Here is a 23,233-nt window from a genome sequence, read left to right on the forward strand (position 1 = left end):
GGATATTCACTCAAAACAATTATACTATAAAACAATAAAAGTAAATACATTTATTCCCACCCATTTTTACGAAATTTTATTTTTATTCTTTACTTCGAGGTAATAATTCCTTTTGCAAAAGTTAACTCTAAATATGATATAATTAAGAAGAATTTATTTAATGAGGTGCTAAAATGAAAAAACTAAAGATATACTTCACCTCTGATCTGCACGGATATATATATCCAACAGATTACAGAGATGCAGCAAAAAATAATATGAATATGGGATTACTTAAAATAATTAATTCCTTTGAAAAAGACGGAAATACACTTGTTATTGATGGTGGTGATACAATACAAGGCTCTCCTTTCACAAATTACTTGAGCAATTCAAATTTTGAAATCCACCCAATGTCAGAGGTTATGAATGAGGGCGGCTACGATTATGTTACTCTTGGCAACCATGATTTTAACTATGGCTTTGATTACTTAAAGAAATATTTAAACAACATAAATGCAAAATGCCTTTGTACAAACGTTAATAACAAAACTAATGAAATATCTATTCTTCCATATGAAATAAAAACCATGGAAAATGGATTAAAAGTTGGCGTTATGGGATTTACAACTGATTTCATCAATCGTTGGGAAAGACCTTCAAATCTTGAGAATTTCACGGTTTCAGATACAGCAGCTTCAATAAAAGCTTGTTTTAATGAAGCTAAACAAAACTGTGATATACTTGTGGGAGTTTATCATGGAGGATTTGAATATGATTTAGAATCTCATACGGAATTAAGTAAGACAAGTGAAAATATTGCTTATAAAATCTGCAGGGATTTTGATTTTGATATTCTTCTTACAGGTCACCAGCATATGTCTTTACCTGGTCAAGAAATCCATGGTACTTACATAGCTCAAACTCCACCTAACGGAACGAAATTCCTTGAGCTTCATCTTGAAGTAAATGATAGCGGATCTAAAAACATTACTTCTGAGCTAAGAGTTCCTGCAGATACTCCAAATAAAGCAATGTTTGATAAACTAATGACTTTAGAAAATCAAGTTCAACAATGGCTTGATACTCCAGTGGGTCACTTAGATGTGGACCTTCAGCCAACAACTCATATTGACATGGCTGTCAATGGTTCATATCTAGCAAACTTTATCAATCAAATTCAACTTAAGGAAAGTGAAGCTGATATATCTGTAACTTCCTTTGCTAACTCTATAAAAGGCTTCAATAAAGATGTAACCGTAAGAGACATATGTTCAACTTATATGTTCCCTAATACTCTTGCTATATTAAGTATAGATGGAAAAACCCTTAAGCTTGCCCTTGAAAGATGCGCTAGTTACATTGATAATACCACAGGTGAACTTAAAGTTTCAGACCTATTCTTAAAACCAAAGGTTGAGCACTATAACTACGATTATTTTTCAGGGATTGAATACACCTTTGATTTGTCTAAAGAGCTAGGAAGCCGTGTTACTTCCATTAAATTCAAAGGAAAGCCTGTAAAATACGATGATCGCCTTACCTTAGCAATGAATAACTACAGAGCTACCGGAGCTGGTGGTTATGAATTCTATACTGAATGTGAAGTTGTAAAAGAAGTTCTTAAAGAAATGCCAGACATAATAATTGATTACTTCAGAAATCATGCAGAAGTAATAGTAGATAAATCTAAATATATCACTGTTATTCAATAATCCTTAAACTCTAGGTGTGTACATCTTTGGTATAAACTCTATATAAGTATTAGAATTTATGGAGTTATGAAGATTAAGTAAAATCAATAATTCCATAAATATAATATTGTACACAGAATACATACACAATACCCACATCTTTGAGAACCATTGATTTTAATAAGTTTAACTATAATTAAGGCGTGTGCATATCTATTTATGCACACGCCTTAATTGTATTCTACTTATTTTCAACTAGTTGAATCTTAATTCCATTTAAATCTACAAAGAATATAAATCTTGTATGAGGATTTGGAGAAATAACTGGTGATACTTCAATCCCTTTAGACTTAAGCATTTCTATTTTATCATCAAGACAATCCACTAAAAAACCTATAGTAACACCTTGTGCATTCCCCTGTTTTTTATAATCCTTATTATAAATAATCTCAAATTTTGTTTCTTCTTTCCCTAAAAAAGCAATCTCTCCATTAGGAATTTCAAACTGCTGAGCGACTGGCAGTTCTAATAGCCAATCATAAAACTCTATAGAACTCTTTAAATCCTCTGTTTGAACCGTAACATGACAAATCATAATAATCCTCCATTAATAAATACTATATTTTATGATAATTTTATCTTAAACAAGAATATATAACAAGTTAATGAATTAAGAATTTAGAGTTACGAATGTAGAATGATGGATGAAATTCCTTCTGAACTTCTTTTATTTCTTATAATAAAAGGAACTCCCACTTGGGAGTTCCATCCTTCACTCTAAATTCTACATTCAGGCATTTTAAATTAAAGCCTATCCTCTAGCTAATTTAGTTCTTATTTTTGTTGATGCAACTTCAACAATTAATACTAATATGATTAATCCACAAAGGATTGCTCCAACCTTATTCCAGTTGAAAGCGTTCATAGCAAATATAAGAGGTGCTCCTATACCACCCGCTCCAACAAGGCCTAACGTAGATGCATCTTTAATATTTATCTCAAATCTATAAATAGCTGTTGAAACGAAATTTGTAAATAATTGTGGTAGGATACCATATCTAACCTTTTGGAAAGTGTTGCAGCCTGCCGCATCTAAAGATTCAAGAATCTTTGTATCTAAATCTTCAATGGCCTCTATAAACATCTTAGAAATCATTCCAATTGAAACTACAGACATTGTAAGAACCCCTGCAAAAGCTCCCGGTCCTGTTACACGAATGAACATTAATCCATATACGAAAGCTGGGAAAGTTCTTATTGCCGCAATAACAAATAAAGTTATTGTACTAACCCATTTTGGCACTATGTTGCTTGCAGCCATGAATGATAGTGGAATTGCAAGGATTGTACCAATTATTGTTCCTAAAAGTGCGATACTGATTGTTTCTAATAGTAAAGCCGGCACCCCGTTAACGAAATCTAGTAAGTACTCCATATCTGGATGGAATATACCTGATACTACGTTTTTAGCTATCTCTACTCCATTTTCCTTTACACCATTAAACACTATTGCTCTTGAAGCCCAAAGCATTATTACTATAACAAAGGATACTGTTAGGGCTTTGCGTATCCACAGATTTGGTTCTTTTTCAAGTTGTTTTTGTACTGTTAATTGCATTTTACCCCAGCCTTTCTCTAATATACTTACTTAGGTTCTCGATAATAACTACAGTGATGAATAACATAAGCAGAATCATTCCAACTCTATCGTACTCTCTCCAGCCGATTTTCTCATTTAAAATAAGCCCAATACCACCAGCTCCAACATAACCTAAAATTGCAGCGTAACGAACGTTAATTTCTAAGCTGTAAAGACAAGTTGAAAAATAAGTTGGTAAAATCTGAGGCATAATAGCTGACATAAAAGCTTTAAGCTTTGTAGAACCAACAGCTTCCATAGCTTCAAATGGCCCCATGTCAACAGTCTCAATTTTTTCATATAACATTTTTACTACAATACCAAAAGTGAATATACTGATTGCAACTGTTCCCGCGAAAGTTCCTAGACCAAATACATATGTTGCTATTAACGCTAATATAAGTGTTGGTAAAGTTCTAGTTATACTAAGCACTAATCTTACTACAGTTAATAACACTTTTGATTTATTTATGTTAACTGAAGATAATATAGCAAATGGTATTGCTATAAAGCTTCCTATCATAGACCCAAGAAGAGACATTTTTATTGTGTCTAGAAGTGGTTCTACAACAGCTTTTGCATAAGAAAAGTCTGGTGGGAACATATCTGAAAGTATTACAAAAAACTCTTTTCCTCTGTCTAATAAAATACCAAAATCAAAGCCAGTAATATTAGCTGCAACTACAACTGCAATAACTAAACCTATTACAACATAAGGAACCATCGATTTAGGAGGCTGTACTTCTTTACCATCCTTTAATACTAACTTTTCTGGTTTGAAGATATTCTTAATAGCTTTTACCATAATTAATCCCCCATTATTTCATCAGCAGCTAACTCTCTTCCGTAGATCTGCTTTAATATTTCTCCATCAACTTCGCTTGAAGGTCCATCATATACGATTTCTCCTGCTTTTATTCCAACTACTCTATCACAGTATTTTAAAGCTAAGTCAACGTGGTGAATATTAATAAGAACTGAAATATTCATCTCTTTATTGATTTTCTTAAAGTCATCCATAACTTGTCCAGCAGTTATTGGGTCAAGCGCAGCAACCGGCTCGTCCGCTAATATTACTTCTGGATTTTGAGCTAAGGTTCTAGCTAAAGCAACACGCTGTTGTTGTCCACCTGATAATTGGTCAGCTCTTACATAAGCCTTGTCCAATATTCCAACTTTATCTAAAGCTTCTAAAGCAATTACCTTATCTTCTTTTGAATATATTCCAAGAATTGATTTCCATAATGGCATATCAGGTACTCTTGAAGTTAATACGTTTCTAATAACAGAAGTTCTTGTAACTAAGTTAAATGATTGGAATACCATTCCAAGCTTACGTCTGAATTTACGTAATTCCTTACCTTTTAGCGATTTAACATCTTGTCCATTTACAGTTAATATTCCATCAGTAATATCATGCATCTTGTTTATAGTTCTTAAAAGAGTTGATTTTCCAGCTCCTGAAAGTCCGATTATTGCAACAAACTCACCTTGCTCAATTTCTAAGTCTATGTTCTTTAATGCATGTAATCCATTTGGATATACTTTATTTACGTTTTCAAATTTAATCAAAGGTATCCCTCCATTTTTTTCATATTAAAGTAACTTTATATTCTTACGTTAAAATTTATATATGTGTTTTAAAATTAACTACTCTTACATTTCTTGTATAAGTCTTAGACAGTAATAAAATGAGCTCACTTTTAATCATGAACTCATTTTACTGCTTAAGTTATATTAACTATGGAACTACTATTCCATTGATTTTATTAATTTTTGAGCTTCTCTCTCAGCATCGTAGTTAGAGTCTTCACCTATCTCATAACCTTTATGGCTGTATATAGAGATGATTTCTTGACCTTCTGGAGTGTTTCCAATGTTGATGAAAGCTTGTTGTAAAGCTGCCTTTAACTCATCACTTACAACATCTTTGTTTTTAGTAACAGAAATTGTATCGTTATAGATTCCTTTTGTTACTCCGATTACATTTGTTTCATCCCATATAGAACCTGTTCTTCCGAAAGTAGTGTTCCATTGATCTTCGTAATCTCTTCTAGCATCAGCATAAGTAACCATCACGTCTATTTGTCCGCTTGCAAGTTGAGATAAAGATGTTGCATAGTTGTCTAAAGCAACTTTGCTTGGAAGATCTGTTATAGATATTCCGTAGTTATCTTTTAACCATAAGCTTGGGTAGATATATCCAGCTGGAGAAGTTGTGTTACTTGAAATTCCCCAAGTAGCGCTCTCTATGTCTTCTTTAGTAAGAGCTTCCCCGTTGTTTATTTTAGCTGCTAATTCTTGTCCTTTTGCTGAAGGTCCAGCTATAACTAATGATCTATAGTAAGTAACTAATTTATCTGTTGCTTCTGTTGGAGCTGCGTTCCAATCCTTAGCATTGTCAGAATCATGGCTTAATCCATCTCTTGTAGCTGTTAATGCAACTTCTACATCATCAGAGTATAATACATAAGTTCCACCTGGAATAAATCCAACCTGTGCTGTTCCTGCTGCTAATGCTTCTCCAACTGCTTCAAAGCTATTTCCAACTTGTACAGTTATCTTTTCAAAATCAAATCCTTGATCAGCTAATTCTTTCTTTAACATTTCAGCTAAAGGTGCTGTAGCTTTTTCGATTTCCTCTGGGTTTCTTGATGGTACAAAGTATACCACTAACTCTTTGTTAGCTGCTGAATCTTTACTTCCACAACCAACAAACATTGCCATAGTTAATACTACAACTGAAAGTAATGCAATTAATTTTTTCATTTGATTCTTCCTCTCCAAATCTTAAGTTAATATATTTAACTATATGTGCTACACAATATCTTGTATAACCAATAGTCATTATATCATATTTTTTGAAATTTGTTTAAACAAATTTGATTTATTTTGTAAATTTTATTTAACCTGTTGTTGCTTTATATAATATCATGTTTTAACTTGCAGATAAATGATGAATTTGTAACATTTATATCTACTTTTCCCCACATTTCCATCCTTTATTCTCAGTTTATATATCTTTCCAAAGGTACGTATAAAATACCACCTCCCGCTTTCTTCAATCATGTCCTGAACTAGTAATATGCCTTTTCTTCACATCATAATAAAAAGCTATATCAAAACTCTGATATAGCTCTTATTTAAATAAAACATTAAATTATCCTACTTCTTTAAAATACTTAAAACATAAATCTTATAATCACTAAAGCCAGCCTTTTCAATAGAGGTTCCTTTATGGATTTTACCTGTTTCAAAGTTATACTCCACACTTCCATAATTAAATGCTGGACTTGCAACTAATATCCCATCTTCTGAAACACCATAGGCAGTTTTACATTCTAGTACAGCTTTACAAAACTCTAAGATATCATTAGAGCTTGTAACCTTCCCCCTCGAAACCATATCTGCTACAAGATGAAATAGACTAATACCTCCAATTAGCTCTGTCATTCCATTAGAGTTCATATAAAATAACTTACCTGTATTATAGAAAAATCTCATTGTATCAAAGGCTATATTTTTATACTCATCATTAATTATTAATCTACTATCATCTATATCTTTCATAATTTCTAGTATTTCTTCCCAAGTTTTAGCCTGCACATTATTTTTTTCTGAATTATTTTTTATTACTTGTTTATAACTTTCTATAGCTGTTTCCATATCTTTTTCAGTGTCTACAACTGTATCATTAACTGTTATAAGAAAATTGTCATTCTCATATATTAAAGCAATTTTACTACTCATCTTTACAATCTCTCCCTTTAGATTATTTTCTCCTAATTAATAATAATTATTATATCATATTTTTTATCTTTTATTAACTTTTACTTTTATATTTGCGTAAAAAACTAAAACTATACAAATAATATAATATATAAATTCGCCTTAGCCAAATCGTAGATTTGGAGGCTCATTTAAGGGAGGTTTTTTAATGTCTAGTAGAACTGGCATAGTAAAATGGTTTAATCAAGAAAAGGGTTATGGTTTTCTATCTTGTGATGACGGCAATGATGTATTTGTTCATCATTCACAAGTTAAAGAAAAAGGTACAGAAAAAGACTTACACGAAGGTCAAAGTGTATCCTTTGATGTTGAAGATGGAGAAAAAGGTCCAATGGCCATAAACGTTCAAAATTTACAGTAACAGTCTAGTTTAAGGCAGATTTACTCTGCCTTAATACTATCTTTTACTTTAGGCAGGTGAATTTATTTTGCATGAAAAATGTACAAGAAGAGGATTTAATAATGAAGATTTAACTTCATTTTCAGAAACTAGAATAACAACTCTCAATAAAGCTTCCGAAGAAATATGCTTTATGCTTGATAGGGGTTATGATAGTAAATCACTTGTAACTTTTATCGGAAACCACTATCAGCTCACAGCTAGACAAAGGCTCGCCTTACAACGAAGCTGTTGCTCAACTATAGAGTTTAAAACAAGAATTTTTAAACTCATCGATAATAATTTTCTTTGTCTTAATAAATATGATAGACTTATAAATATAGATGGTTTTAATACTATAATAACATTGGAAGTAGCATTATCTAATGGTACTCTCCTTCAATGCAGAGACACTTCCATCAAAGATTTAGCAGGTTTGCGTGGGACATATAAACTCATAGATAAAACCTCAAAAGCTATTCAGCTTATTGCCTCTGCCTTAAAAGATTTAAATTTCAATGAAGCAGAATTTTACCTTGACGAACCAATTTCAAATTCAATCAATTTAAAACTTGCAATAATTGATATTTTTAATAAAGTAAATATGCCAGTTAAAGTACATGTAGTTCCAAATCCAGATAACATCTTAAAAAATATGGATTATGTAGCCACAAGTGATTCTATAATTTTAGATAATTGCATTAGCTGGGTTAATCTCACATCTTATATAATAGATAAATATATTTCAAATATAAGTCTAATAAGTTTTAATCTAAGTGAACCCCCCAATCCTTGATTTTGCTATTTGAACTTTCAAAGAATGAATCTCTGATTTAACATTAGAATTTACTCTGTAAGCACTCTGACAAAGGAACATGAAGGGACGTTTACTTTATCACTAATAAACTTATTAATAAAGTAAGTAGGTGCAAAATGAATTATATAATATTTGATTTAGAATTTAATCAAGAATTTAAAGATAAATCACTTGAAAATACAGATGAAAAACATAATAATAACCCCAAACTAACCTTTGAAATAATTCAAATAGGAGCCATTAAAATCAATGATAACTTTGAAAAGATATCCACATTCAGCAGTCTTATTAAACCTAATGTCCACATAAAAGTTCATCCCTATGTTCATAAGATGACTGGAATTACTGAAGATCAGCTTCAATCTAAAGAAGAGTTTCCCTCAATCTATGAAAGACTTGTGGAATTTATCGGCAATCCTGAAGATTCAGTTTTATGTGTATGGGGCATAGTTGATATCAAGGAGCTTTTAAGAAATATTAAGTTTTATAATTTATCTACTGATGTAATTCCTAAAAAATATATTGATGTTCAACATCACGCTTCAAAATTTTTTGGTACAAAATATAGCTCAAGAATTGGACTTAAAAATGCTATTGAACTTTTAAATCTCAAAATAGAAGGCGACTTTCATGATGCATTTAATGATGCTTATTATACATGTGAAGTTTTCAAAAGCATTTATTCTCCAACAATGAAACCACTCATTTATAATGATACCAATAGACGAAAAGTTAAAGATGCGCCCCATAAAAAATATAAAGTCAATATGAATGGTGTATATCAACAATTTGAAAAAATGTATAGCCGCTAATTATCTAAAACCGAAAAGGATATGATTCAATTAGCCTATACTATGGGACGCACTCATCAATTTCTTGTTAAAAAATCTGACAAAGAATAAAATATAACCTATGAATCAGAACTATGCACTGATTCATAGGTTATATTTTACATTTCAAACCGTCCCTTTTATTTTTTTGTTTTTTGTCACTTTTATAAAATACAGTTTTATATTATATTTAAATTAATCGATTACAATAATAGGTTACATAGGGAATTTTATTAGGAGGTTTAATCATGAGAGACAATAAAATAAAAGATTTAGTTGAATCCAGCCTTGCTATAGCCTTAATCTGCGTTGGTATAATGGTACTTCAAATTCCATCTGCTGGAGGATTTGTACACTTAGGGGATAGTATAATTTTCGTTTCTGTTTTAATTCTGGGTAAAAGACGTGGTGCACTTGCTGCTGGCCTTGGTGGCTTCCTTGCCGATATCTTAAGCGGCTATGCTCACTGGGCAATTCCTACATTTATTATTAAATATATCATGGCTTATATAATGGGTACATTAGTTGAAAAACAACAATCTAAAAATAAATATTCTTGGATTTTCGGAGCAGCTATAGGTTCAGTATGGCAAGTATTGGGATATGCACTAGCTTCAACAATTATGTTCAATTTCAATACTGCTTTAGCTGATATACCCGGCAATATAATGCAATCTTTCTCTGGTGCAATAATTGCTATCATAATAATTTTTGCAGCCTCAAAAACTTCTCTCTCAAAAAAGTTATTTAAAAATGCTTAATTAATAAAGCCCTAAATAAAAATCCCTCTGAGAATTTTAAAGTGTACCTTAGTTAAGGACATTTTATTTAACTCAGAGGGATTTTATATATATTATATACAACTAGTGAAGTTACTATAAACTAATATCAATCTAAAGCTTTATTTATTCATTGTATAAGCTTCTTAAGATTTCTATTTCTTTACCATATCCCTCTAACTCATTCGGAGTTTCTAAAAAGAATGGTATATGTCTTAGTTTTGGATGATTTATTATTCTAGTTAAAGCTTCAATTCCAATTGAACCTTCACCTATTTTTTCATGTCTATCCTTATGACTTTCAAAAGGATTCTTGCTGTCATTTAAATGTATAGCATGTAATCTTTCTAATCCAATAACTCTATCAAACTCTTCTAATACTCCATCTAAATCATTTACTATATCATATCCAGCATCATATACGTGGCAGGTATCTAAGCATACCCCCATATGTTCTTTTAGTTCCACTCTGCTTATAATTTCTGCAATTTCTTCAAAGTTTCTTCCAATTTCTGAGCCTTTACCAGCCATAGTTTCTAAAAGTACCTTTGTAGTCTGCTCTGGTTTTAATACAGTATTTAACATATCTACAATATAGTTAATTCCAATTTCCACCCCTTGCTTAACGTGGCTTCCTGGATGAAAATTATATAAGTTATTTGGAAGATATTCCATTCTTGCTAAATCATCCGCCATAGTTTCCACGGCAAACTCCCTAGTTCTTTCATCTGCTGAACATGCATTAAGGGTATAAGGAGCATGGGCTAAGATTTTCACAAATCCATTATTATCCATTATTTCTTTAAGTGCTTCTACATCCTTCTCATCAATATCTTTAGCTTTTCCCCCTCTTGGGTTACGAGTAAAGAACTGAAAGGTATTAGCATTTATTTGAAGAGCTTCTTTTCCCATATTTTTAAAACCTTTAGTTGTTGATAAATGACATCCTATATTTAACATTAAATTTCCTCCATATCAATAATTTAATTTTTCATTAACCTAACACCATCTATTTTAAATAGTGTTAATGTATTATCTCCATCTCAATACATAAATCATACTACAACGAAGGTATTTAACGCAACGGATAATTTTTATTAGATACTATTTATAGTCCTTCATATACTCTCCGTGAGCTTCAATTAACTCATCGCACATTGCAATTATGTCATCAATTGAAAGCTCTGCAGCAGTATGAGGATCCAGCATTGCAGCCTGATAAACATGCTCTTTCTTTTTAGTTACAGCAGCCTCAATTGTTAATAATTGAGGATTGATGTTAGTCATATTCATAGCTGCAAGCTGAGGAGGGAGTTTTCCTACATGACATGGATTAACACCCATTGCATCAACCATACATGGAACTTCGACGCAGGCATCTGCTGGTAGGTTATCTATTAATCCACTATTTATAACATTACCTCCAATTTTGAAAGGCTTGTCTGTTACTATAGCTTCCATAATGTAAGATGCATACTCTGATGATCTCTTATGTGTAACTTCTCCATTGTTTAAAATGTTTTCTTTTTCCTTTTCCCATCCTGCAATTTGATTAATACAACGTCTTGGGTATTCATCTAAAGGAATATTGAATTTTTCGATTAGTTCTGGATACTTACTCTTAATGAAAAGAGGATTATATTCTGCATTATGTTCACTAGATTCTGTACAATAATATACCAAATGCTTAATATATTCATATCTAACCATATCCCAATGTTTCTCTGTTGCATTTTTTTCTGCTGCTCTTTTTCTAATTTCAGGATATAAATCATTGCCCTCTTTATCATAAATTTCAAGTAACCATCCCATATGATTTATACCTGCAATAAGTTCTTTTCTGCCTTCAAGCTTATCCTCCATATCTAAATTCTTTAAAAGATATTGAGAGCAAACCTGTACACTATGACATAAACTCACTGTTTTAATTTTTGTATACCTTTGCATATATCCTGTAAGTATGGCCATTGGATTTGTGTAGTTTAAGAACCAGGCATCTGGACAAACTTCTTCCATATCATCTGCAAATTCTTTCATTACAGGTATTGTACGAAGGCCTCTCATAATACCACCAATACCTAAAGTATCAGCTATAGTTTGTCTTAAGCCATATTTTTTGGGAATTTCAAAATCTATAATTGTGCAAGGATCATATCCCCCAACTTGAATGGCATTTACTACGAAATTTGCTCCTCTTAGAGCCTCTTTTCTATTTTCAACCCCTAGAAATGTTTTTATAACTGAGCGTCCATCATTAATATTTTTGTTTATTGCACTTAAAATTATCTCTGATTCTTCTAAACGAGTCTCATCAATATCATATAAGGCAATTTCGCAATCTCTAAGTGCTGGTGTACACATGCAATCACCTAATACATTTCTCGCAAATATAGTACTACCGGCTCCCATAAAAGTAATTTTGATCATTTTGTAATTCCCCTTTCGACCTTTGTATTAATTCCTATACTTTAATTTTAATTATTATAGAAAAATTTACTATTTTCTTGTGTTTCTACTTTTTGTCATGATGTTGACTAATGATTCTCCCCTAAATTTGTGATATAATTTCAACACAACCATTATTTGTAATTATTTGGTGTGAAAGGATTTGTTCTTATGATAAGTGAAGATCAATATACGGAATACATTATTAACAGTCCCTTATATGTAAATAGTTCGCTTACCTTGTTTTTATGTGGATGGGAAAATTGCCAGCCTAAACACTCCTTTGGTCCTGCAATTCGTGCACACTATCTTTTTCACTACGTGCTTAGAGGTAAGGGTAAATTTATTGTGGGTGATAAATGCTACAATCTTTCAGCTAACCAGGGCTTCTTAATATATCCAGGTGAATCTACATATTACGAAGCAGATGAGGATGATCCATGGGATTACTGCTGGTTTGGCTTTGATGGGTATGAAGTTAAAACCATACTTGAAAATTGTAATCTTTCTAAAGAGAATCCAATCTTTACGGATCAAAGCGAAGGATCGGTTAAGAAAGAATTGATGAATCTTGTTAATCTGTTTGAACAAACCCTGTTTAATGAATATGAAGCTATGGGGCATCTTTACTTAGTTTTCTCCAAGATGCACCAAAAGAAAAATGAACAAACAAAAACCTTCGATAAAACCTATTCTGACAAAGCTGTTGATTTTATTCAGCATAATTATAGTTATGATATAAAAATTGAAGACATTGCAAAAAATATTGGTATTGATAGAACCTACCTTTACAAGACCTTTAAAAAGGTGCATAATCAATCACCTCAGCTTTATCTTATAAATTATCGACTCCATATGGCCTGTAAACTTCTTGAAAGTTCAAATGCAAGTATTACAGAAGTGTCTTATTCCTGCGGATTTAAAAATACTCCTGCGTTTTATAAGCAGTTCAAGCAGTATTATGGAACAACTCCTTCCGAATACCGCAACAGATATATTTGGAAATTAGGCTCTAAATCAAAATAATAAACCGCCCCCAGATTTTCAAAAACCTGAGGGCGGTTTAAATTTCTATATTCTTTTTATCTTATATTAATTCTAAGGAGTTAATATCAAGTTTATACGTAACATCTTTTCTTTCCACTATTATATTAACCTTTTTCTTAACATTTTCGTCCATGCTAATCTTAGAAATCAGTTCTCTTGTTGGATTTATTGCATAAGGATTACCAACATACTTAATCATAGTTAAATCTCCTGAAGTATCTCCATAAGCATAGCTATTGTCTAAATCTAAATCATACTTTTCCTTTAATCCTAGCAATGCTTTTTCTTTACTAACAGAATCCCACATAGGCGTAATTTCTCCAGTATATCTGCCTTCTTCATTTAACATATAAATTGTACCTTTAAAATCATCCATTTCATATTTATTCGCCATTTCACGTACAAGCTCCATAGGTGAACCTGAGATAGCGATTACAACATGACCTTGCTCCTTATGCCACTTAATTCTTTCTCTTGTAAAGGTATATACTCTATCACCCTTTTGATCGATTACCTTTTTTGCAATATGTTCTATATGCTCCTTACTTAAGCCTATAATAGCTTCAGTATAGATATCAACCATTTTCTGCAGATATGTATCATAATCTCCTTGTCTTTTATCCCAATTACTGAAGGCTGGTCTTACTTCATTATACCATTTTTCTCCTTCTACTAGTTCATATCTCATTATCTTCTTAAATACTTCTGTTATTAAGCCTTCTCTATAGATAGTTCCATCTATATCAAAGAATGCTGCAATTCTTGCCATAAAACGCACCTCCATTTTAAACCTTACATTCTTTTATAACGCTCTTTAAAATATATTTTTTATTATTTCCGTATATTATATCATCTTAAATACTTGTTGGCTATATACTTAAATTATTAAACTTATAATGGATAAGCCCTTGAATATTCAAGGGCTCACAATATATTATATTAAGGAATCTTCCTTTAATAAATTAAATAGTGTTGGTTTAACATTAAATTCTTTTATTAGATTATTAACTTCTACTATAGCTTTTTTTCTTTTTTCTTCAGAAGTACTCCCCTTAGAAGCTCTAATAAGTATATTCTTAGGTGAGTGTGCAATATCTATAAACTCTAATAATTGAGTTTTGTATCCAGCTGCTTCTAATAAATTTCCTCTCACAGCATCTGTCATTAAAGCAGCTACTCTCTCCTGTATTATCCCATACCTTGTTAATATGGAAAGATCTTCAGTATTCATTTGACTGTTAAACTCATGTTGACAGCACGGCACTGAAAAAATCATCTTAGCATTCCACTTAACAGCATTATATAAAGCATAATCTGTTGCTGTATCACAGGCATGTAATGTAATTACCATATCAACCTTATTGTTATACTTGAACCCGTTAATATCTCCTAATTCAAAATGTAGGTTTTCATAATTATATCTCTTAGCAATATCATTGCACTTTTTTATTACATCCTCTTTTAAATCTAAGCCAATCATCTTAACTTTAATATTCTTTATTTCCACAAAATAAAAATATAAAACAAAGGTTAAATAAGATTTTCCACATCCAAAATCTAATATAGTCAGCTCTTCATAATTGTTTTTCTTTATCTGATCATCAATTATTTCAATAAATCTATTTATCTGTTTATATTTATCATATTTTGAGTTAACAATCTTTCCGTCCTTTGTAAATACTCCCAAATCAACTAAGGGTTGAATATCCATGCCTTCCTTTAAAATGTAATTTTTCTCTTTGTTATGCGAAGAAACCGTAACCTTATTATCACTTTTCTTCTTACTTAAATGAATCTTACCTTTTTTAGATATTTTCAAATCTAATACTGCATCTTTTGACCAAGCTGTAAGTTGTTTATAATTGCCTTCCACTAATTCCATAAGCTTCTCTTTCAATTCATCTAAAGAAATATTCTCATGAAACACTTGTTTATCTGTATACTTTTCTATCTGATAGAACTCTTTATTACCTTGCACCTTTAATTGTATATTCACTTTATTGTATTTAATTTCTTTATTCATCTTATTACTAATAACCAGTTTAATGATATTACTGCTTGCTATATCTTCAATTGCCTTATATAATTCTTCCATATCAACACCCCTTATCTTCTTATTTTCTACAATAATATCACTAATTCAATTAATTTTCAAAGTCTCCACCATCACTGGTCATCATTTGAATTAAAGTCTCTGCTTCCTTAACAATATTCTTATAACTAAAATAAATGTTAATGATAATATAATTTTCATCTAAGTTATACTCTTTTACTACACAATAAAGATATCGTCCTCCTCTTAATAAATTGCTTAAAATAAAATTATCTTTTCTGGGAATATATCCAATTACAAATCCACTTTCTCCCGCTATCTTGATTGAATTTTTATCAAAGGTATTATCAGCTTCAAGTACTAGATTAAACATCTTACTTAACTTTATTTCTCTTTGCACATACTCTCTATTCCTATATCTGCTTCTTGCCACAGAAGAAGTCAATAAATACACATCTTTAATATGCCTCGTCACTTGCATCCCTTTTGTGTTTATATATTCAGTTTTTCCTTCTTCAAGCTCTTCACATAACATCTTAAACTTTTTTCTTACTTCAAAATTGGGCTCATTATCAGCAGCTCTTTTTATAATTTCTTTTTCTTCAGTAGTTAACTGCTTTTTATATTTTTTTAAGGTTTTGATTGCTTCCCCTCTAATATCATTAACAACACCATTAAGACATTTAATTGCTAAATCCTTCCCCTCTGGATAAATATCTCTTAACCCATTAATAAGCAAAGATAAAATTATATACTCACTATCACTACCATTTAAATTATTAGTGTTAATATTTTCTGGCCCATTTAATAATCCTGCCATCTGAACTCTTTCTTGAAAAAAATTAAAAACCTCGAGTTTATCCTTCTTACTGCCCATCAACGTTAAATATAAATATCCATCAAGCTCCATAGGCTTTTTTTCAAAAAATATCTTTAAATCTTGAAAGGAAAGACTTAGTCCATAATATTCAGCTATAGTAATCATATCCTTCAATTTATACTTACTCCGTTGAAGCTCCTTAAAAAATATCTTAGTCCATTTTTTCTTATTTATATTATTAATTTCTTTATAAAGTTCTTCCCTAACTTCATCAATATCCTTTAAATCAACTAACTGTCTCCATATTGATGTTATGCATACCAAAGCTAAAAAACTACTTCCCTTTAAAGCTAATGGCAAGTATTGATATATCAATTCATATTTAATTTCAGAATCCTTAAGTTTATAATTATTCAAATGTTTATAAATCAAGTAAGAAAACTTGTTGATTTTATTCTTATTATCTTCAATTTCAGTTAAATAAGCCTTAATATTCCCTGATATCAAAACATACTCAACTAGTATCTCTTCGTATATCTTGTTCTTATATCCTTCTTCAAATATATAAGTATTAATCTCCTCACTTAAAATCTCTATATTGGTTAAAGCAAAAATTTTAAGTGTTCCTTTTGTTTCTTTTAATAATTTAAACATATAGCTATTGCACTTTTGCATATTCTTTATTGCCTTTGTTAAATAGTATATAAATTCCCCACTTCTAGTAAATACCTCTACTGCCGTTATTACTTCATCTTCCTCCAAGTATTTTTCCGCTAAAATCAATCCAAGTTTAACTTCATCTTTACTGTTGCTTTTAAATACGTATTCTTTAGTCAATGCCTTAATCCAACTTTTATCAATTTCCTCTTCCTTAACTAAAATATTTATCTTATCCATAAATATAATTAATTTCTTTCATACCACTCTTACTATCTGTATACTTTAATGCTTTAATTTTTTCAAATATACTCTTTTTCCTACCTATCCTTCTCTGCAATAATTTCACCCTCCCTTTATTAATGAAACTCCTTCTCATATTCATTTGAAGAAGCGCTCTAAGTTCAAGTGACTAAATCAAAGATTTATACTCTCACTTAACTTCATATTATCCAAAACAAAGATGCACTCTGTGAAAATTCCACTTACTAAATCAAAGATTTGGAGTATCACTTAAAGTTTGTATATCTATATTCATCTTCTCCCCTTAACATTCAAGGTTTAGAACTCCTTGAGAATCACACAAAAAAGAGCCTACTTATCGTAAGCTCCCTAATCGCCTTATTAAAATTCAAAGGTTCCTATTTTATCTTTTCCAAGTACCTCTTCTGTTCTTCTTAATGAAGCTACCGCACTGCTTTCCCCTGAAGAAGCTGGTATAACCACATCATCTCCTGCAGCCTTCCCAAGCGGAATCATTCTATGGGTATAAAGTCCATCAGCTCTTTGCTCTCTGTACATCCAAAGTGGAATAACTTCATACTCCTTTATGCTTAAACCAGTATCATCTACGGCTAGTTCAAAATTAACCATATATCCATCTTCTGTTCTTCCAGCTTCATTTATTGAATCATTTAATTCTTCAAAGCATTGATTCGATAGATTATTTCCTTGAGCATAAATTACAAAAGTCTTTTCACCTTGTGAATTAGTCATTATTTCATATGGTTGAATTACGTGTGGATGATTTCCAAGTACAATATCAATGCCCATTTCATTTAATTGTTTTGCTATTTCTACCTGATGATCACTTGGTTCATTATCGTATTCTTCCCCCCAGTGCATAGCTACCATAGTAAAATCTGCACCTTCACTTTTCATTGCATTTAAATTTCCTTGTAAATCACTATAAAATTCATCTAATTTATCATATCTAAAGGTATTTAAAAGCGCTTTACTTGACTCTGAAATTGGAATACTATTAATTGTTGAGCTTCCACCCACAACTCCAGTTTCAAATACATAAGAAATCATACCTATCTTTTGTCCATTGATATCTATAATCTCATACTTAGGTTCATTAGTGCTTTCTCTAACTCCAGAAACACCTAACCCCTGTTCCCTTGTCACTTTAACAGTTCTTTTAAGTGCATCAATCCCACCATCCCAAATATGATTTGTTCCAAGGTTGAGCATATTGATTCCACTATCTTTTAATGCAGTTAACACTTCATCTGGACTATTAAATAGTGGGAAACCTGAATAATTTCCATTTCCTTGAAGGGTTGTTTCTAATACAGCCACACTTAAATCTGAATCCTTTAATATATCCTTCACATACTTAAAACTCTCAGCAAAGTCATATCCTGCATTGGTTTCTGCTGACTTAAGCTGTTTGTCATGAAAAATAATATTCCCTAAAGATGAAATCTTTATTTTGTTAGTTTCATCTACTTTATTATTATCTGAATTTGAGTTATTGTTATTTGAATTGTTACCTTTATTTTCTACAACTTTATCTTTATCTAAATTATCTTTAGCTGCTTCTTTAGAATTAACGAATTTTGCTGCAAAGTATCCTGTAAAAATTATAATACTAATCATCACAACCATAGACGTTATTTTTCTAACTTTTTTTGCTGTTTTTCTTTTCATAGCTTCCCCCTCGTTTTATTTTATATATACTTATTGGTATATTTATTTCTATATTTATTTTACGATGTTACTATTCTCAATTTTATACCCTGTACAATTTCATTGCAACTGTTTTATTTATCCTTACAAGGATACTCATAAAACTTAATTATAATTTTAAAGCTACCCTCGTCATCTTATAATAGATTTCGGTGCTGCCATACTCACCATTTAATGAAGATCTGATATTATAAACTCTGCCCTTTTATCCTCACCTTATTCGTATTATTTCCCAATTTTGTAAAAAACATTAGACTTTTCATATCTAGAAATAAAATTCTATTAAAAATTTAAAATACTAGTAGATTTAAATCTACTAGTATTTCATTTGTTTTATCTAATTTTAATTATACCTACTTTTAATTCCATTTTTTCTTCAAATCAACCTATTTCATTGATTCCACATTTACATCAAATAAATCTATTTTAAATATCTCTTAATACTATTGTACTCTTCAAATAAGGCTTTAGTTTTACCTATATTCATAATCTCATTATATAACTCTGGTGACATACTCTTAAGAGCAGCTAGCTTATCTTTAAAATTTGTATATGGTTTAGTAATCTCTTGGTACTCATCACATAAAAACTTATTCTTCTTTTGGATTATCTTATCTGTAGTTCCCCCCCTAGTATAAGGCTGTCTTGAATGTGGTTTATCAAAACATACTGATACACTGTCATTATTTATTATTATTTCTTCTTCTAAATAACCTACTTTCTTTAATCCATTTATAAAAGCATTTTGCATATCCTCGTTATTAAACTTAATAGTCAAATTCATAACTAAATCTGAAGGATTAAAAAAATCTCCTAGCTTAAAGCCTGTTAACCACCAATGTTTTTCAGCCCTTGTAAATATAACTTTATCTTCACTCTTTAATTCATATGACATATCTAGAAGCTGTTCATTGCTAACAGCTTCATAAAAATCTCCCAAAAATACACCTTGAATTTCAATATTGGATTCCTTCTCTTTATATACTCCAATTTCTCCACCTGAAGTTAAATCATATTGACCCTTCCAGAATTCAATGAGCCACTTTTTTCCTTCATGTTCAAAATAAATAGGCTCACAATCAATAATCATTCCTAATGGTGCTGCTGCTTCATCATAAAGGGTACAATATCCGTATTTTCTCTGCCATGAATTTATTCTTGAATAAAATATATCCTGATTTAAATCATATCCATATCCTGCATCTTTAACTATTTTATCAAAATTCTTATCTCCAGTGCTATCTGACTCTCTCTCTCTGATGGTACCATCTTCTGAATCTGTTTCTGTCTCATTAATACTTACGACATTTTCTTTATAAACAAATACAGATACAACTAATGCAATCACTACTAAAATAATTAGAATAACTATACTAATTAAATTTCCATCTAAACCTTTAGAACAATCTATATTATTTACAGCAGCAATCATTCCCCTGCTGCCAGCAATAGTCAAATCATTAAAAATATTGCTAAATAGCTGAAACATAAACCTCCTCCTAGAAATATTATTTTATTATCATAATATTCATTCGGAAATTTAGTGTTAATCCCCCTTAATTCCTATTACTATTTTTTATAGGAACTTTTTAAGGCCACAGTTCTGTTGAATACTAACTTCTCCTTCGATATCTTTTCATCCTTAAAGAAGAAACCATGTCTAATAAATTGATATCTGCCCTCTTCATCAAGTCTTAAAGCTTCTGGCTCAATGACAGCCCCTGATTTTACTTCAAGAGAATTAGGATTAATAAACTTAAATAAATCATCGCCTGATGGAGACTCATTAAATAGATTTTCATAAAGCCTCACTTCACAAGGCACACCATACTTAGCGCTTACCCAATGAATTGTTCCCTTAACTTTTCTTCCTGTAAATCCACTTCCACTCTTAGTTTCTGGATCATAGGTGCATCTTAACTCAACCACATCGCCCTTTTCATCTTTTATAATCTCATTGCATTTTATAAAATAAGCCCCCTTAAGTCTTACTTCTCCTCCAAGGGTTAAACGGTTATATTTCTTAGGCGGATTTTCCTCAAAGTCTTCTCTCTCAATATAAAGCTCCCTGGTAAAAGGAATCTCTCTACTACCCATTTCCTCATTTTCAGGATTATTCTCTACTGTTAGATACTCTAAATCTTCCTCAGCTAGATTAGTAATTACTACCTTTATTGGATCAAGAACTGCCATTACTGATGGAACCTTTGCCTTTAAATTCTTTCTTACAGAATTCTCAAGCATTGCCGCATCAACTAATGTATCCGCCCTTGCCACACCTATTTCTCTAAGAAAGTCTAGTAGGGCTTCTCTTGTGTATCCCCTTCTTCTCATACCTTTAATAGTAGGAAGTCTTGGATCATCCCATCCGTCAACCTCATTGCTTGCAACCAGCATTTTTAAATACCTCTTACTAGTAACAACTCCGCTTAAATTCATTCTCCCAAATTCAATTTGCCTTGGCTTTGGAAGTTCTAAATCTAACTCATTTAAAACCCACTCATAAAGCGATCTATGGTCTTTAAATTCATTAGAACATAAAGAATGAGAAATTCCTTCAATATAATCTTGAATTGGATGAGCATAATCATACATAGGATAAATACACCATTCATTTCCCGTCCTATAATGCGGAATATAGGAAATTCTATAAATTACAGGATCACGCATATTCATATTAGGACTGCTCATATCAATTTTTGCTCTTAAGACAGCTTCTCCCTCTTTAAATTCTCCCCTCTTCATCTTTTCAAAAAGTTCTAGATTTTCCTCTACACTTCTTTCTCTATAAGGACTATTTTTACCTGGTGCTTTTAAAGTCCCTCTATATTCCCTTAATTCCTCTGCACTTAAATTACAAACAAAAGCCTTTCCCTTTTTAATTAAATGAATAGCATATTCATAAATTCTTTCATTATAATCCGAACCGTAAAAAAGTCTATCCTCATAATCAAAACCCATCCACTTCATATCTTCCATAATGGCCTCAACAAATTCGTGGTCTTCTTTCCCAGGGTTTGTATCGTCAAATCTCAAATTAAATTTCCCCTTATACTTTGTCGCAATCCCATAACTTATATTAATAGCATAAGCACTACCTAGATGAAGATAACCATTTGGCTCTGGTGGAAAACGAGTATGAATCTCCCTTGTATATCCCTTCTCCACATCTTCCCCAACTATTCTGTCAACAAAATTTAATACTTCTTTTTCATTACACATTTCACATATCTCCTTTATTTTTATTAACTTCTTTTCTCCTCTACTCAATATGAAACTCCGCCTCAGGGTCCTTCGGTGGAGTAAGTTTTACTTAGCAAATCATAGAGCACATAGTGAAAGTTTCGCTTACCAAATCATAGATTTGGAGCATCACTTTTGGAATAAAACTTAAAAACTCCCACCCCAAAGACCTTTAAAGTCTTTAGGGCGGGAGTTATATCTCGCGTTGCCACCTAAATATATTAATATGTTGCCATATTAACCTCATCAAGTACGGCACTATACCTAGTGCTTATACTCTAGTTCTGTAACGTGAACAAACGTCATAGCATCACCTTGCGGATCCGTATGAAGCTCAGGACCTTGTTTCAATAAATACTTCTTTGCTCCATCTCAGCTATCGGAGCTCTCTGTATAAGAAAATAGATATTTACTTCTTCCATCATAGCCATTTTAATTTTTCTCTCTTAATTTAATAAGACAAATTTCTATTTACATATATTGTACTTAACTACATTTGCTAAGTCAATATATGGCTTAAGCTTTTCTAATACTTATTCTATTCGTGTAAACCGAAACCTGTGATTACTAGTCCTGCCCAATCAGCATTTTCTTTTTCTACCCAATGATACTCTATGTCAAGCTCCTTAAGCCATGCATTAAGACCATGGCTTTTCTTGCTGACGTTAGGTGATTTTCTTCCAAAAATATCTTTGATTGTCTCTAACAATTCAGCCTGCTCCTCCTTACCAATCTCTTTGTCTAAAAACTTGCTTATTTCTATACAGCATTGAGCATAAGAAGAATGATCCTCAAAGTATAATTCATTAGCAAGAAGTATTCTCTTCTCATTTAATTCTTTAATCACTTCATTGATTTCTTCTACATTTGATAAGTATTTCTTTGCTATTCCCATAGCATCAATATCATTGTCCAGTCTATTTATCTGTTTTTCTAATCTTTCATTTCTCATTAAGTTTTCCCACTTTATCTTTTATTTAACCATATGTTTCAACGGTAATGTATCTATTATAACATTACCAATATTACTATCAAGGTTTATAAAAATTTAATTTGAAAATAGAGCTAATTATTTAGTTCATTAAAAT

At 31.2% G+C, this 23,233-nt stretch carries 21 protein-coding genes; 6 read left to right on the forward strand and 15 right to left on the reverse strand.

Going from position 1 to position 23,233, the window contains the following annotated elements; genetic code table 11:
• The first annotated feature begins 173 nt into the window (after positions 1-173).
• On the forward strand, positions 174-1,694 hold the full coding sequence (locus tag BN1075_RS05205) for a bifunctional metallophosphatase/5'-nucleotidase (protein ID WP_040192027.1): 1,521 nt from the start codon (positions 174-176) through the stop codon (positions 1,692-1,694).
• Positions 1,695-1,914: 220 nt separating this feature from the next.
• Here the strand turns inward: BN1075_RS05205 and BN1075_RS05210 are convergent, their stop codons facing one another.
• The 6 genes from BN1075_RS05210 to BN1075_RS05235 form a co-directional block, all read right to left on the reverse strand.
• Positions 1,915-2,268 carry a VOC family protein gene (locus BN1075_RS05210; protein ID WP_040192028.1) on the reverse strand — a complete coding sequence of 118 codons (354 nt, stop codon included), beginning with the start codon at positions 2,266-2,268 and terminating at the stop codon, positions 1,915-1,917.
• Positions 2,269-2,484: 216 nt separating this feature from the next.
• Positions 2,485-3,291 (reverse strand): phosphonate ABC transporter, permease protein PhnE, encoded by an 807-nt coding sequence (gene phnE / locus BN1075_RS05215; protein ID WP_040192029.1) that lies wholly within the window; start codon positions 3,289-3,291, stop codon positions 2,485-2,487.
• Between the two features lies 1 nt (position 3,292).
• Positions 3,293-4,117, reverse strand: coding sequence for a phosphonate ABC transporter, permease protein PhnE (gene phnE, locus BN1075_RS05220; protein ID WP_040192030.1), 825 nt, complete (start codon positions 4,115-4,117; stop codon positions 3,293-3,295).
• A 2-nt stretch (positions 4,118-4,119) separates the two neighbouring features.
• Complete coding sequence (gene phnC / locus BN1075_RS05225) at positions 4,120-4,884, reverse strand: phosphonate ABC transporter ATP-binding protein (protein ID WP_040192031.1); 765 nt, start codon at positions 4,882-4,884, stop codon at positions 4,120-4,122.
• A gap of 180 nt (positions 4,885-5,064) precedes the next feature.
• Positions 5,065-6,081, reverse strand: coding sequence for a phosphate/phosphite/phosphonate ABC transporter substrate-binding protein (locus tag BN1075_RS05230; RefSeq protein WP_040192032.1), 1,017 nt, complete (start codon positions 6,079-6,081; stop codon positions 5,065-5,067).
• Positions 6,082-6,477: 396 nt separating this feature from the next.
• Positions 6,478-7,062, reverse strand: coding sequence for a hypothetical protein (locus tag BN1075_RS05235; RefSeq protein ID WP_040192033.1), 585 nt, complete (start codon positions 7,060-7,062; stop codon positions 6,478-6,480).
• Between the two features lie 187 nt (positions 7,063-7,249).
• Between BN1075_RS05235 and BN1075_RS05240 the strand changes: the two genes are divergently transcribed.
• From BN1075_RS05240 to BN1075_RS05255, 4 genes are all read left to right on the forward strand, one after another.
• Positions 7,250-7,462, forward strand: coding sequence for a cold-shock protein (locus BN1075_RS05240; RefSeq protein WP_040192034.1), 213 nt, complete (start codon positions 7,250-7,252; stop codon positions 7,460-7,462).
• A gap of 67 nt (positions 7,463-7,529) precedes the next feature.
• Positions 7,530-8,276 carry a DUF434 domain-containing protein gene (locus BN1075_RS05245; RefSeq protein ID WP_040192035.1) on the forward strand — a complete coding sequence of 249 codons (747 nt, stop codon included), beginning with the start codon at positions 7,530-7,532 and terminating at the stop codon, positions 8,274-8,276.
• A gap of 137 nt (positions 8,277-8,413) precedes the next feature.
• On the forward strand, positions 8,414-9,109 hold the full coding sequence (locus tag BN1075_RS05250; protein ID WP_328286181.1) for a 3'-5' exonuclease: 696 nt from the start codon (positions 8,414-8,416) through the stop codon (positions 9,107-9,109).
• Between the two features lie 266 nt (positions 9,110-9,375).
• On the forward strand, positions 9,376-9,888 hold the full coding sequence (locus tag BN1075_RS05255) for an ECF transporter S component (RefSeq protein WP_040192036.1): 513 nt from the start codon (positions 9,376-9,378) through the stop codon (positions 9,886-9,888).
• Between the two features lie 144 nt (positions 9,889-10,032).
• On the opposite strand, the gene BN1075_RS05260 is transcribed toward BN1075_RS05255, so the two are convergent.
• Both BN1075_RS05260 and melA read right to left on the reverse strand, forming a co-directional pair.
• Positions 10,033-10,866, reverse strand: coding sequence for a deoxyribonuclease IV (locus tag BN1075_RS05260; protein WP_040192037.1), 834 nt, complete (start codon positions 10,864-10,866; stop codon positions 10,033-10,035).
• Positions 10,867-11,010: 144 nt separating this feature from the next.
• Entirely contained in the window at positions 11,011-12,333 is a 1,323-nt protein-coding gene (gene melA / locus BN1075_RS05265) for an alpha-glucosidase/alpha-galactosidase (RefSeq protein WP_040192038.1), read from the reverse strand.
• Between the two features lie 189 nt (positions 12,334-12,522).
• Between melA and BN1075_RS05270 the strand changes: the two genes are divergently transcribed.
• Entirely contained in the window at positions 12,523-13,377 is an 855-nt protein-coding gene (locus BN1075_RS05270) for an AraC family transcriptional regulator (protein WP_042386964.1), read from the forward strand.
• A gap of 61 nt (positions 13,378-13,438) precedes the next feature.
• Here BN1075_RS05270 and BN1075_RS05275 read toward each other — a convergent pair whose 3' ends face one another.
• The 7 genes from BN1075_RS05275 to BN1075_RS05305 form a co-directional block, all read right to left on the reverse strand.
• Positions 13,439-14,167 (reverse strand): HAD-IB family hydrolase, encoded by a 729-nt coding sequence (locus BN1075_RS05275; RefSeq protein ID WP_040192039.1) that lies wholly within the window; start codon positions 14,165-14,167, stop codon positions 13,439-13,441.
• A 165-nt stretch (positions 14,168-14,332) separates the two neighbouring features.
• Positions 14,333-15,493, reverse strand: coding sequence for a class I SAM-dependent methyltransferase (locus BN1075_RS05280; RefSeq protein ID WP_040192040.1), 1,161 nt, complete (start codon positions 15,491-15,493; stop codon positions 14,333-14,335).
• 49 nt (positions 15,494-15,542) lie between these two features.
• The gene (locus BN1075_RS20600) at positions 15,543-17,168 is read right to left on the reverse strand and encodes an HIRAN domain-containing protein (RefSeq protein ID WP_052406398.1); all 1,626 of its coding nucleotides are present in this window, start codon (positions 17,166-17,168) and stop codon (positions 15,543-15,545) included.
• 384 nt (positions 17,169-17,552) lie between these two features.
• Entirely contained in the window at positions 17,553-18,863 is a 1,311-nt protein-coding gene (locus BN1075_RS05290; RefSeq protein ID WP_040192041.1) for a CapA family protein, read from the reverse strand.
• Positions 18,864-19,323: 460 nt separating this feature from the next.
• Positions 19,324-20,391 (reverse strand): DUF4474 domain-containing protein, encoded by a 1,068-nt coding sequence (locus BN1075_RS05295; RefSeq protein ID WP_148315460.1) that lies wholly within the window; start codon positions 20,389-20,391, stop codon positions 19,324-19,326.
• Positions 20,392-20,471: 80 nt separating this feature from the next.
• A complete protein-coding gene (locus BN1075_RS05300; RefSeq protein ID WP_040192380.1) occupies positions 20,472-22,124 on the reverse strand; it encodes a glutamine--tRNA ligase/YqeY domain fusion protein in 1,653 nt (550 codons plus the stop codon).
• A gap of 559 nt (positions 22,125-22,683) precedes the next feature.
• Positions 22,684-23,097, reverse strand: coding sequence for a hypothetical protein (locus BN1075_RS05305; protein WP_040192042.1), 414 nt, complete (start codon positions 23,095-23,097; stop codon positions 22,684-22,686).
• Between the last annotated feature and the right edge of the window lie 136 nt (positions 23,098-23,233).

This window comes from Clostridium culturomicium (assembly GCF_000821305.1).
Classification (GTDB): domain Bacteria; phylum Bacillota; class Clostridia; order Clostridiales; family Clostridiaceae; genus Clostridium_J; species Clostridium_J culturomicium.